The sequence below is a fragment of the Shinella sp. genome (genome assembly GCF_035998705.1).
Lineage (GTDB): Bacteria > Pseudomonadota > Alphaproteobacteria > Rhizobiales > Rhizobiaceae > Shinella.
In genome coordinates, this window is sequence record NZ_DASYHH010000009.1 from 50,803 (window position 1) to 63,272 (window position 12,470).

General features: G+C 62.7%; 12 protein-coding genes and 2 tRNA genes. 9 read left to right on the forward strand and 5 right to left on the reverse strand.

The window, feature by feature from the left end; all coding sequences use genetic code 11:
* Nucleotides 1–26: 26 nt before the first annotated feature.
* A complete protein-coding gene (locus VGN93_RS06955; RefSeq protein ID WP_319319125.1) occupies nt 27–218 on the forward strand; it encodes a hypothetical protein in 192 nt (63 codons plus the stop codon).
* Between the two features lie 126 nt (nt 219–344).
* Here VGN93_RS06955 and VGN93_RS06960 read toward each other — a convergent pair.
* Nucleotides 345–419, reverse strand: a tRNA-Asn gene (locus tag VGN93_RS06960).
* A gap of 163 nt (nt 420–582) precedes the next feature.
* Between VGN93_RS06960 and VGN93_RS06965 the strand changes: the two genes are divergently transcribed.
* Both VGN93_RS06965 and VGN93_RS06970 read left to right on the forward strand, forming a co-directional pair.
* A complete protein-coding gene (locus VGN93_RS06965; protein WP_327506880.1) occupies nt 583–867 on the forward strand; it encodes a hypothetical protein in 285 nt (94 codons plus the stop codon).
* 79 nt (nt 868–946) lie between these two features.
* A complete protein-coding gene (locus VGN93_RS06970) occupies nt 947–1,423 on the forward strand; it encodes a DUF2938 domain-containing protein (protein WP_327506881.1) in 477 nt (158 codons plus the stop codon).
* A gap of 54 nt (nt 1,424–1,477) precedes the next feature.
* Here the strand turns inward: VGN93_RS06970 and VGN93_RS06975 are convergent, their stop codons facing one another.
* Both VGN93_RS06975 and VGN93_RS06980 read right to left on the reverse strand, forming a co-directional pair.
* Complete coding sequence (locus tag VGN93_RS06975; protein ID WP_327506882.1) at nt 1,478–1,816, reverse strand: RcnB family protein; 339 nt, start codon at nt 1,814–1,816, stop codon at nt 1,478–1,480.
* A gap of 278 nt (nt 1,817–2,094) precedes the next feature.
* Nucleotides 2,095–2,168, reverse strand: a tRNA-Cys gene (locus VGN93_RS06980).
* 187 nt (nt 2,169–2,355) lie between these two features.
* On the opposite strand from VGN93_RS06980, the gene VGN93_RS06985 reads away from it, so the two are divergent.
* Nucleotides 2,356–2,619: a hypothetical protein gene (locus VGN93_RS06985; protein ID WP_327506883.1), complete on the forward strand. Its 264-nt coding sequence runs from the start codon at nt 2,356–2,358 to the stop codon at nt 2,617–2,619.
* A gap of 53 nt (nt 2,620–2,672) precedes the next feature.
* On the opposite strand, the gene exbD is transcribed toward VGN93_RS06985, so the two are convergent.
* A complete protein-coding gene (gene exbD / locus VGN93_RS06990; RefSeq protein ID WP_327506884.1) occupies nt 2,673–3,110 on the reverse strand; it encodes a TonB system transport protein ExbD in 438 nt (145 codons plus the stop codon).
* A gap of 4 nt (nt 3,111–3,114) precedes the next feature.
* Complete coding sequence (gene exbB / locus VGN93_RS06995) at nt 3,115–4,107, reverse strand: tonB-system energizer ExbB (protein ID WP_414714060.1); 993 nt, start codon at nt 4,105–4,107, stop codon at nt 3,115–3,117.
* A gap of 369 nt (nt 4,108–4,476) precedes the next feature.
* Here exbB and VGN93_RS07000 point away from each other — a divergent pair, with 369 nt between their 5' ends.
* The 5 genes from VGN93_RS07000 to VGN93_RS07020 all read left to right on the forward strand — a co-directional run bounded on the left by VGN93_RS07000 (nt 4,477) and on the right by VGN93_RS07020 (nt 12,434).
* The gene (locus VGN93_RS07000) at nt 4,477–5,127 is read left to right on the forward strand and encodes a protein-L-isoaspartate O-methyltransferase (RefSeq protein ID WP_327507003.1); all 651 of its coding nucleotides are present in this window, start codon (nt 4,477–4,479) and stop codon (nt 5,125–5,127) included.
* A 353-nt stretch (nt 5,128–5,480) separates the two neighbouring features.
* Nucleotides 5,481–6,785 (forward strand): TolC family outer membrane protein, encoded by a 1,305-nt coding sequence (locus VGN93_RS07005; RefSeq protein ID WP_414714057.1) that lies wholly within the window; start codon nt 5,481–5,483, stop codon nt 6,783–6,785.
* Nucleotides 6,786–6,938: 153 nt separating this feature from the next.
* Nucleotides 6,939–7,760, forward strand: coding sequence for a PopZ family protein (locus VGN93_RS07010; RefSeq protein ID WP_327506887.1), 822 nt, complete (start codon nt 6,939–6,941; stop codon nt 7,758–7,760).
* Nucleotides 7,761–7,897: 137 nt separating this feature from the next.
* Nucleotides 7,898–10,825, forward strand: coding sequence for a valine--tRNA ligase (locus tag VGN93_RS07015; RefSeq protein WP_327506888.1), 2,928 nt, complete (start codon nt 7,898–7,900; stop codon nt 10,823–10,825).
* 355 nt (nt 10,826–11,180) lie between these two features.
* Nucleotides 11,181–12,434, forward strand: coding sequence for an OmpP1/FadL family transporter (locus VGN93_RS07020; RefSeq protein ID WP_327506889.1), 1,254 nt, complete (start codon nt 11,181–11,183; stop codon nt 12,432–12,434).
* Nucleotides 12,435–12,470: the final 36 nt, after the last annotated feature.

The window sequence follows — 12,470 nt, forward strand, 5'->3', positions numbered from 1 at the left end:
TTGAATGCCGAAGCGAGGAGCCCGCCATGACGCACCACATCGACAATCGCCAGTTCAGTCCCCGCCAGACCCGCAATGTCCTGGACGTCATCGAGCATTGCCGCAAGAACGGATTGGACAAGGCGGAGGAGCGCAAGCTCCTGCTGCTCTTCGGCCGCTTCGCCAGCCGCCACGAATTGCAGATGAACGTGAAGCGCCCGCCGGCAAACCTGCGCTAGGCGGAAATCTCGAAGCACTGTTGGATCGATGAAAGAGGAGCCCGGTCCCGGCCCGGACGGCTCCTCGAATTTGCATGTGAACAAAAGCAGAAAGGCCGCGCTTTTCAGCGCAGCCCTTCTTGAATCTGGCTCCCCGGGCCGGATTCGAACCGGCGACCTGTCGATTAACAGTCGAATGCTCTACCGCTGAGCTACCAGGGATCATCCGCTCGCTGCGGAGTGAGCGCGTAATACAAATGCTGGATCGATTTGCCAAGCGCTTTTTGACAAAAAAATGCACCGGACTTGATTGATTGTGGAGAAGTCTCCAACTGGGAGGCAGGCAAGCCCTGGAAAACCGGGCTTTACAGCAAGTGGAAGCCGGATGACGACGCGAAAAACAAACATGCATTTCGGGATCGACCCGCGCACGCGGGAGATCGTGATCGGACGTTTTCGCATGAAACTGCCGGAATCCCGCTGGCTGCGCACCCTGATCGGCATTCTCCTCATTGTCGGCGGCATTCTCGGCTTCCTGCCGATCCTCGGATTCTGGATGGTGCCGCTCGGCCTGCTCGTGCTGTCGCACGATTCCCATTTCGTCCGTCGCCAGCGCCGCCGCCTTGCCGTCTGGTGGGCGACCCGCAAGGCCCGCCGCAACGCACGCTGACGTGCCCTCTCTCTTTATTGCATCGACGCTGCGGACCTGCTCTAAACCCCGGCAGGGCTTTTAAGGGTGAGGGAAGCATATGGAATTGTTGTTGAAGGGCGTCGCGATCGGCATCGGCGCGACCGTGCTGATGGATATCTGGGCGATCGTGCTTTGGAAAGTTTTTCGCCAGTCGCGGCCGAACTGGGCGCCGGTCGGCCGCTGGTTCTGGCACCTGAAGAACGGCACGGTCTTTCATGACGATATTAGCAAGGCGTCGCCCTATGCCAACGAGCTGGCGCTCGGCTGGATCGGCCACTACGCAGTCGGCATTCTCTATGGCGTGATCCTGGCGCTCCTCGTCGGAGAGGCATGGTTTGCCGCCCCGACCTTCCTGCCGGCCTGGATTCTCGGCATCGTCACCGTCGGGGCGGGCTGGTTCCTGCTCCAGCCGGGCCTCGGCATCGGCGTGGCGGCATCGAAGCTGCCGAATGCCAATACGGTGCGGGTCCTCAATCTGGTGGCACATACGGTTTTCGCGCTCGGGCTCTATGGGACGGCGCTGCTCATCCGTTGAAGGCTTAACAATGAAAACCCCACCGCAGATCGTCTGCGGTGGGGTTTTGTTCATTCAGCGGGCCGCTGAGACGCCGAGAATGACGCCCGTGGCGATGCTCAGCAGCAGGTAGTTGTTGTCGACCTTGACCCATTGCTGGCCGCGGTTGGGCTTGCGCAGGCCGTGGCGGTGATAATCACGCACGGCCGGCCGGCGCTTCCAGTCGGAATAACGCTCGCCCTGGTGCCAGGCGCGCCGCGTCACGACCTTCTTCCTGGTCTCGACTTTCTTCTTGTAGGTCTGCGAATAGCCGGGCTTGCGATCATGGCCGTATTGCTGCGCGGCCTGTGCCATCGGTACGGCCGCGACCGAGAGGGCAACAGTGGCAAGAAGCGTGCGGATGAAGATTTTCATGGGGTAGTTCCTCGTTGTCGATGCGCAGAGCCTAGGTCCGCGCCGATGAACGAGAAGTGAATGCAAGATTAAACTTCTGTAATGAAAACAGTTGCTTAATTGCCGAGTTTGCGCGAGCGACTTGGCGGCGCGTATCTCTCAAAAGGATGTTTGTTTCCCGGCGCCGGCAGGTCAGCAAGACGCCAAAACACGATGTCACGACGGGCAGGAAGTGGAATGGCCTGCCCCAAGGGAAGGTTCCATAAGCAAGCGACGTAAGTCTATGATAAATTGGGAATTGGAGGCCTCGCCGAGAATCGAACTCGGGTGCAAGGATTTGCAGTCCTCTGCGTCACCACTCCGCCACGAGGCCGTCCGTTTTGCTATAAAGCGAGTGATGCCGGGCGTTTAGAACGAATTTAGAAAGGGCGCAAGGGGCTTCCGGTGGATTGTGAATTTTTTCCCGCCGGCATGCGTGTCGTTCGCTCCTTTGGTGGAACAAAGGCTCCGCCAACCCCATCTACAGTCTGACGAAATCGATACGAACAGGAGAATGTCCGATGCGCACGATAAAGACCCTGGCGGCCATAGCGATGACGTTTGCGGTCATAAACTCCACCGCCTATGCCATAGAGCCGATCCCGGGCAGCATCACCTATAACGGCCAGCCGCGGAGCAAGCTCACGAAGGCGCCCATCGGCAGCACGTTCGAGCATTTGTTCCGCGACAATTTCGGGGATCGTTATGTCGAGACCTATCGGATCGCGCCGGACAGGTCACTACAACTGCTTTCCAGGCACAAGATCGATATTTTCCAGCGGTAGCAACCGGCCCGGACAACGAAGACAGGCGGCGCGCCCGAAGGCGCGCCTCGCTCCTATTGGGCTGCAGCCGGGGCGGCGCCTTCGAGGCCGACGAGCGCGATCTTGCCATAACCGGCGGCGCGCAGCAGGTTCATGACATCCATGACATTGCCGTAATCGACGGACTTGTCGGCGCGCAGCAGGATGCGCGTATCCTTGTTGCCGTCCGTCACTTCGTCGAGCTGCGGGCCGAACGTGTCGCGCCCGATCTCGCCATTGCCGATCGAGACCGTCAGGTCCTTCTTCAGCGTCATGAAGACCGGCTTGTCCTCGCGTGGCGTCGGCTGGGCGACGGAGGAGGGCAGGTCGACATTGATATCGACGGTGGCAAGCGGTGCTGCCACCATGAAGATGATGAGCAGCACCAGCATGACGTCGATGAACGGCGTCACGTTGATTTCGCTGTTCTCCTCCAGGTCGTCGCCGCCGCCTTCCTTGATCTTGCTCGCCATGGCGTCACCCGATCTTCACGACGGAGCCGCCGGCCCGCTCGCTGCGCGGCGCGGCGTGACGCACGGCACGGCGCACGTCGAGATCGCGGCTGGCGAGCCGTTCGATGGCGGCCGAGGCGTCGGCAAGGTTCTGGCGGTAGCCGGTGATGGCGCGCGCCAGGAAGTTGTAGATCACCACGGCGGGAATGGCGGCGACGAGGCCGATGGCCGTCGCCAGCAGCGCTTCGGCGATGCCGGGTGCGACGATGGCGAGATTGGTGGTTTGCGCCTTCGAGATGCCGATGAACGAGTTCATGATGCCCCAGACGGTGCCGAACAGGCCGACGAAGGGGGCGGTCGAGCCGATCGTAGCGAGCAGGCCGGTGCCCTTGGCGATGCGGCGGCCGGCATGAACTTCCATGCGGCCGAGACGCGAGGCGAGGCGTTCCTTCACGCCGCCGTCGGAAACGTGGTCGAGAACGGCCTCGGAAGCCTCCATTTCCTCGCGCGCGGCGCGGGTCATGCGGGCGACCACGCCGCGGTTGCGGCCGAGCGCCTCTTCGCCATCTTCCAGGCCGCGGGCGGCAACGAGCCGGCGCACGGCCCGGCTGGCGGAGCGCTGCGCGGCACCGAGTTCGGCAAGCTTCACGAGCAGCACGGTCCAGGTGACGACGGAGGCGAAGGCGAGGCCGATCATCACGCCCTTGACGACGATATCGGCCGCCATGAACATGCCCCAGGGGGAAAGGTCGTGCGGCAGGCCGGCCTGGCGCTCGCCCGCGGCGTCATCGACGGCGTCGAGCTCGGTCGCGTCTTCCTCGGCGGCCATGGCATCCGGGTCCGTCGCGGTTTCGGCGGCGCCTTCGGTCGTCGTCGGGCGTGCGGTCGTGTCCGTCGTCGAAGCGCCGCCTGTTGCAGCGCCCGTGGACTGGCCGGTCGTGCCCGGCTGGCCGACCGTCTGGACCGATGGTGTCTCCTCTGTCTGCGCCGGAACGGCGTGCGGGGCGGCAAGCGCCATCAGGAAGATCGCGAATAGCAGGCGAGACCGTTTCGGCACGGCGTATTCCTCTTACATATCTTACTTCAATCGAAGCCCGTTCAACAGAAACGGGCATGGTGCGGCTGCCTTGGCATCCGTAAAACCTGAGTGCTCAATACGACATTTACCATGGCGCAGGCAATAATATGTTGAGTATTTTATTCATGATAACCCTTGGAAATTCCGGGGGCACATGGTTCGAACCGGGCGGGCCGCGGTTTTTGCGCGCAACCCGTCGCCGCCACTGGACACCCGGCCCGAAACCGCACTAAGAGAATTGCGACGCATCCGGCATCGCAACCGGGCCTTCGTGCCGCGGTCTGCCGCTTACTCACAGGGCTAGAGATGATTGACTACAAAGCAGCGCGCACGAAGATGGTGGACAACCAGATCCGTACGACGGACGTGACGTCGCACGAGGTGCTCGACGCCTTCCTCACCGTCGCACGCGAAGAGTTCGTGCCTTCGGCGGTGAAGCCGCTTGCCTATATCGACAACGATATCCAGCTCGTGCCCGGCCGCTACCTGATGGAGCCATCGCCGCTCGCCAAGCTGATCCAGCTCGCCGAGATCGCCAATACGGACGTGGTGCTCGAAGTGGGCTGCGGCACGGGGTATGCCTCCGCGATCCTGTCGCGCCTCGGCAGCTCCGTCGTGGCGCTCGAAAGCGATGCCGACCTTGCCGCCACCGCGACGGACGCGCTGTCGCGCCTCGGCCACGACAATGTCGCCGTCGTCACCGGCGATCTCGAGGCAGGCTACGCGCCGGAAGCGCCCTATGACGTGATCTTCGTGCACGGCGCCGTCGAATTCGTGCCCGACGCGATCTTCGCGCAGCTTCGCGATGGTGGTCGCCTGGTCGTCGTCGAAGGCTACGGCAACGCCTCGCAGGCCCGACTTTATATCAAGGAGGGCGGCCGGGTTTCCGAGCGCAACGTCTTCAACACGGCCGTCAAGCCGCTGCCGGGCTTCCGCAAGGCGAACGAATTCGTCTTCTGAGAGAGCGCTGACGCGCTTTATGGCGGGCAGGCCCGATTTGTTGCACTTTCGCAACGGGCCTGTCCTATTGTCGTTACCAAATCCTTCCTGATGGGCCTGACGACTGTTCCCGAATGGGCGAAGAGGCATTATCGCGGTCGGCGCGGCACCGTCCGTGAAGGGCTGCCGCTGCCTGAAAGCGTGCCCGGCCTGCGGCCGGTGAGAATTGTGTAAAGGCAGCTCATGCGACGGGCTGGCCAGGATCGGAGTTTCGTACTGTGTCCATTCTTCGTCGAACCGCCCTTGCGCTAGCCTTCGCCACCGCCGTCCACCTCGTGCCTCAGGCGGCCTCCGCAGAAACGCTCGCCGGCGCGATGGCCAAGGCCTACGAGAACAACCCCGACCTGAACGCTGCGCGTGCGGCTCTGCGTGCGATCGATGAGAATGTGACGATTGCCAAGGCGGGGATGAGGCCGCGTGTGACCGGCGTGGCAGAAGCGGATGCCAGCCGGACAGACCTTGACGTAGGGCGTGCGAATCTTATTGGTCAGCACACAGGCAGCCGACGGACCGAGGTGATCACGTCGAGCTACGGCATCACGATCAGCCAGCAGATATTCGACGGTTTCCAGACGCTCTACCGGGTCAGGGCCGCCGAGGCAAATGTGCTGGCAAACCGTGAATCGCTACGCGCCCAGGAGATTTCCATTCTTCTGGCGGCGGTGGAGTCTTATGCCAACATCGCGCGTGACCAGACAGTCGTGTCGATCCGCAAGCAGAACATTGCCTTCCTCAAGGAGCAGGTGAAAGCAGCCAATGCGCGCCTGAATGTCGGCGAGGGTACGCGCACGGACGTCAGCCTTGCTGAAGCCGAACTTGCCGCCGCCAATGCTTTGCTGACCGCAGCCGTCTCGTCGCTGAAGCAGAGCGAGGCGGCCTATGTGCAGATCGTCGGCGAAACGCCGAAAGGCATCAAGCAGCCGTCGTCCGCCAAGAAGGCTATGCCGCGTTCGCTCGACAATGCAGTGGCGACGGGCATGCAGGAAAATCCGAACATCCTTGCCGCGATGCGCGGCGCAGATGCGGCCGGCTTCAACGTGAAGGAAGCGGAAGGCGCCATGTTGCCAGGTGTTTCCTTGCAGGGAAGCGTCTACAAGTCCGTCAATACGGAAGACGGACCGCAGGACAATCTCAGGGGCGCGGTATCCGCTCGCTTGACCGTTCCGATCTATCAGGGCGGTGCCGAATACGGTCAGATCCGCCAGGCAAAGGAACGGCTCGGCGAAAGTCAGTTGCTGGTGGATTCCGCGCGCATGGAAGTCCAGCGCACGATCGCTTCGGCGCATGCGCAATATGAGGCGGCGACCGCCTCCATAGCGGCTATCCGCGTGCAAATCAGTGCGGCCAACGAAGCGCTGAACGGCGTCATCGAAGAACGCAACGTCGGCCAGCGCACCACGCTCGACGTGCTCAATGCCCAGCAGAACGTGCTCGACGCACAGGAAGACCTTGCCGCCGTGCAGCGCAATGCGGTCGTGGCGAGCTATTCGCTGCTCGCCGCTACCGGTAGCCTGACGGTGCGCAGCCAGGGCCTCGACGTGGCGGAATACCGTTCCGAGGTGCATTTCGAGGCGGTCAAGGACAAGTGGTTCGGGCTCAGAACCATCGACGCCCGATAGGCCTTGCCCTTTGCAGGGCAAACAAATCTGTGCATCACTCGTAACACATGATTCGCGGCGATTTAGTTCGCCACCGAACTCGCCTAGGGTTTTCGGGATGTCCGGCAGGCTGGGAGCGGCAGGCCGTGGACGCCGCAGAGAACGGGGATAGAAATGGCTCAGCCAAATGTAGCGCGTGAACCGTCCATGGATGAAATCCTGGCGTCCATTCGCAAGATCATCGAGAACAACGAAGCCATGCCGGATCTTGCGTCCGATGCCGACGGCGACGACGGTTTCCATATCACGACGGACAGCCACCCCGGCAATCTGATGGACCACCCGGGGGTGGTAGAGCGGTTCCACAGCGAGGAGCACCGCCCCTCCGCAATCCAGCCGATCCAGCGCATGGAACCGGGCCAGGGCACGCAGCCGGCGCTGTCGCTTGCCGATGTCGCCGCCCGCGTGCGCGCCGCCTCCGAGCGGCATATTGCAAGCCGCGAGACGGAGGCGGACCCCGTTTCCATCGAGCCGGTGCAGATGCCGCTGCGCGAAGAAAACCCGGTCATGACCGCCCGCATGGCGGCGAATGCCAGCCGCTTCGTGGCGCCGGTCGAAGCCGTCGAGAAGCGCGAACCCTCTGCTGAAAAATACGAGCCCATTGCTGAAAAGCGCGAGCCGTCTTTTGAAAAGCACGAGACCGTGATGCCTCATGCCGAACCGGCGCCCGTCGTGGAAACGCGCATGGTCGAACCGGCCGCGGTCAACCGCGATCTCGCCGCCCTCGTTTCGCCCGCTGTCGGCGAGCGCGTGGCGCAGTCTTTTGGCGCGCTGGCGGAGGCGCTGGATGCCGGCCCGCGCCGGTCCTTTGACGAGATTGCGGAAGAAATGATGCGCCCGATGCTGCAGGAATGGCTCGACGACAACCTGCCGACGCTGGTCGAGCGGCTGGTGCGCGAAGAGATCGAACGGGTGGCGCGCGGCCCGCGCCGCTGACCGACGCCGCCATTCTCCTTAGAAATGGTTTGAGCCGCGCCGGACCCCCGGCGCGGCTTTTCTTCTGATATTGTTGACTTCACGCCGGCCATCCGGTTTAGAAAACCCTGACGACAAACAGCGGGCTTCGCACGAAAATGCTTGAAAAGAATTATGATTCCGCAGCGGTCGAGCCGCGAATTGCCAAGACGTGGGAAGATGCGGACGCGTTTCGCGCCGGCGAGGGCGCAAAACCGGGCGCCGAAACCTTCACGATCGTCATACCGCCGCCGAACGTGACGGGCTCGCTGCATATGGGCCACGCGCTCAACAACACGCTGCAGGACATCATGGTCCGCTTCGAGCGCATGCGCGGCAAGGACGTGCTGTGGCAGCCGGGCATGGACCATGCCGGCATCGCGACCCAGATGGTCGTCGAGCGCAAGCTCGCGGCCGACAAGCAGCCCGGCCGGCGCGAGATGGGCCGTGACGCCTTCATCGAGAAGGTCTGGGAGTGGAAGGCGGAATCGGGCGGCGTGATCTTCAACCAGCTGAGACGCCTCGGCGCGTCCTGCGACTGGTCGCGCGAGCGCTTCACCATGGACGAGGGGCTTTCCGAAGCCGTGCTCGAAGTCTTCGTCTCGCTCTACAAGGAAGGCCTGATCTATCGCGGCAAGCGGCTCGTCAACTGGGACCCGAAATTCGAAACCGCGATTTCGGACATGGAGGTCGAGAACAACGAAGTCGACGGCCACATGTGGCATTTCAAGTACCCGCTCGCCGGCGGGGAGACCTACACCTATGTCGAGAAGGACCCCGACGGCAACGTCGTCTTCCAGGAGGAACGCGACTACATCTCGATTGCCACCACGCGTCCCGAAACGATGCTGGGCGACGGCGCCGTCGCCGTCCATCCTCTGGACGAACGTTATGCGCCGATCGTCGGCAAGCTCTGCGAGATCCCGGTCGGCCCCAGAGAGCATCGCCGTCTCATCCCGATCATCACGGACGAATATCCCGAACGGGATTTCGGTTCCGGCGCGGTCAAGATCACCGGCGCGCACGACTTCAACGACTATCAGGTCGCCCGTCGCAACAATATCCCGCTCTACCGGCTGATGGACACGCAGGCCGCCCTGCGCGCCGACGGCGAACCCTATGCCGTCTATGCGGCGCAGGCGCTGGAAATCGCGAAGTCCGGCAACGTGCCGAACGAGGCGGAGGTCGACGACATCAACCTCGTTCCCGACGAATATCGCGGTCTCGATCGCTACGAGGCCCGCAAGCGCATCATCGATGCGATCAACGCCGAAGGGCTTGCGGTCACCGTCAAGGACGGCGAGGGCAACGACATCCCCTATGTCGAGAACAAGAAGGTCATGCAGCCCTTCGGCGATCGCTCCGGCGTCGTCATCGAGCCGATGCTGACCGATCAATGGTTCGTCGACAACAAGGCGCTTGCAGGTCCCGCACTGGATTCCGTTCGCGAGGGTCGCACCAACTTCGTTCCGAAGAACTGGGAAAAGACCTATTTCAACTGGCTTGAGAACATCGAGCCCTGGTGCATCTCCCGCCAGCTCTGGTGGGGTCACCAGATTCCGGCATGGTATGGTCCGGATGGCCAGGTCTTCGTCGAAAAGAGCGAGGAGGAGGCGCTGCACGCCGCCATCCAGCACTACATCGCGCATGAAGGCCCCTGGAAGGCCTGGGTCGAGGAGAAGCTGGAGAATTTCCAGCCGGGCGACATCCTGACGCGCGACGAGGATGTGCTCGACACGTGGTTCTCCTCCGCCTTGTGGCCGTTCTCGACGCTCGGCTGGCCGGAAAAGACGCCGGCGCTCGAGCGTTATTATCCGACGAGCGTTCTGGTAACAGGGTTCGATATCATCCCGTTCTGGGTCGTGCGCATGATGCAGATGGGTCTGCATTTCATGAAGGACGAGCTCGGCAACCCGATCGAACCTTTTCACACGATCTATATCCACGCCCTCGTTCGCGACAAGAACGGGCAGAAGATGTCGAAGTCGAAGGGCAACGTCATCGATCCGCTCGAATTGATCGACGAATATGGTGCGGATGCGCTGCGCTTCACGCTGGCCATCATGGCCGCGCAGGGGCGCGACGTGAAACTCGACCCGGCCCGCATTGCCGGCTACCGCAATTTCGGCACGAAGCTCTGGAACGCCACGCGCTTCGCCGAGATGAACGGGGTTGCGACCGATCCGAAGTTCGTGCCGGAAACGGCATCGCTGACGATCAACCGCTGGATCCTGACGGAACTCGCCCGCACGGCGCGCGACGTCACCGAGGCGATCGAGACCTACCGCTTCAACGATGCGGCGAGCACGCTCTACCGCTTCGTCTGGAACCAGTTCTGCGACTGGTATCTCGAACTGCTGAAGCCGGTCTTCATGGGCGAGGACGCGGCCGCGAAGGCGGAATCGCAGGCCTGCGCGGCCTATGTCCTGGAGGAGATCTACAAGCTCCTCCACCCGTTCATGCCCTTCATGACGGAAGAACTCTGGGCGCATACCGCCGGCGAAGGCAAGGTGCGCGACAAGCTGGTCTGCCATGCCGAATGGCCGTCGCCGGCCTATGCCGACGATGCCGCCGCCGACGAGATCAACTGGCTGGTCGAGCTGGTCTCCGGCATCCGGTCGGTGCGTGCCGAAATGAACGTGCCGCCGAGCGCCACGGCGCCGCTCGTGGTCGTCGGCGCCAATGCGCTGACGAAGACGCGCCTCGAAACGCACGATTCGGCCATCCGCCGTCTCGCCCGCGTGTCGGAGGTCGGCCTCGAAGACGCGGCGCCGAAGGGTGCTGCGCAGATCGTCGTCGGCGAGGCGACCGCCTGCCTGCCGCTCGGCAGCCTGATCGATCTGGCGGCCGAAAAGGCCCGCCTTGCAAAGGCGATCGACAAGGCGAAGGCGGAGGCCGCGCGCATCGAAAGCAAGCTGTCGAACGAAAAGTTCGTCGCAAACGCCAAGCCCGAAGTGGTCGAGGCCGAGCGCGAACGTTTCGCGGAGCTCGAACAGCAGCTTGCAAGCCTCGCGGTGGCGCTTGGCCGCGTCAGCGAAGCAGGCTGATTCCCCTAAAATTTGCTGGGAAGACGTAAAAACCGCGCCGGAAACCCCGGCGCGGTTTTTTGTTCGATGCTGCGGCCGCAAATTTCCGGCTGTGTCCATAATGTGACAGATCGTCGCCCCTAGGGAATGAATATCCATGGGGTCGGTAAAATCCTCGTGATATTGAAAAAATGTACCCTGGCTTGTTGGTGCTGAGGGTCTTCATAAAAACCTTACGTAATTTTCTGAATACTGTTTGGAAATCACAGGCAAGAACTGGGGTTTGCCAAGGAAGCGCGCGTCTTCGATAGTCATGGCGGAGAGGCGCGCGACAAAGGCAGTTGTCGTTAGCGCAAGACTTTGTGAGGGGGATTGCATGGGTAAGAAAACGATCGGCCGCGGCGTGATGGCTGCGATGGCATTGCTGACCGCGACATCGGCCCAGGCCGGCGGCCTGGAGCGCGGCGGCTACAATATCGACCTTCTGTTCGATCCTTCGGACTATGCGGCCGAGGCGACCGCCACCTATGTCAACCCGCAGCGAGACATGAAGAACGTCCGCGACAACGTGCCCGAGGACGGCGACCTCAACGGCCTGCCCAGGAACGGCATCCGCGATACCGAGGGCTACTGGGTGCCGCGCGTCGGCATCAAGGCGTCGATCGGCGATGCGATCGATTGCATGGCCGACTATTCCGAACCGTGGGGCGTGCACGTCAATCCCGGCCGCAACTGGGCGGGCGCCAACGACAACGTCGAGACCAAGATCGAAAGCCACAACTACGCGACGACCTGCTCCTATTCCTTCGACATGGGACCGGGTCGGTTCCGCGTGATCGGCGGCGGCTTCTACCAGGAAGTCTCCGGCTTCAAGGACCGGCTGGTCTTCGCCATGCCGGCCGGCTCGCCGTTGAACGGCATGGGCCGCCTGGAGCTCGAAGGCGAGGGCTGGGGCTGGCGCGCCGGTATCGCCTACGAGATCGAGGAATATGCGCTGCGTACGAGCCTGGTCTACAACAGCGCCGTGAAGCTTGACGACATTACCGGCACGATGGACCTGCGGCAGGTGCCGGGCGCCGTGCTGCCGGGCATTGCCGGCGTCAACACGCCGGTCTTCGGCTCGGCCGACATGCCGGATTCGCTGGAATTCAAGTTCCAGTCGGGCATCGCGCCGGACTGGCTGGCCTTCGGCTCGGTCAAGTGGACCGATTGGAGCCAGCTCCAGAGCCTGCCGTTCTGCCCGATCGCCACACGCGGCATCGAATGCCGCACCAGCGGCCCGACGGAAGTGACCTCGCTCGACCTGCTGTATCGCGACGGCTGGACCGTTTCGGGCGGCGTCGGCCACAAGTTCAACGACAAGCTGAGCGGCGCGGTGAGCCTCACCTGGGACCGCGGCACGAGCACCGGCATCGGCGCGCAGACGGATACCTGGACCCTCGGCACGGGCATTTCCTACGCTGCCAGCGAAAATGTCGAGTTCCGCCTGAGTGGCGCGCTCGGCATCCTCACCAGCGGTTCCTCCGGCCAGATCGTCAAGGACGGCCGTACCTTCGGCCGGCGCGTTTCCTATGATTTCGACACCGATCTGGTGACGGCAATTTCGACCTCGCTCAAGATCAAATTCTGATCGGCGGACCATCAAGGGATCAGAATCAGGCCCGGC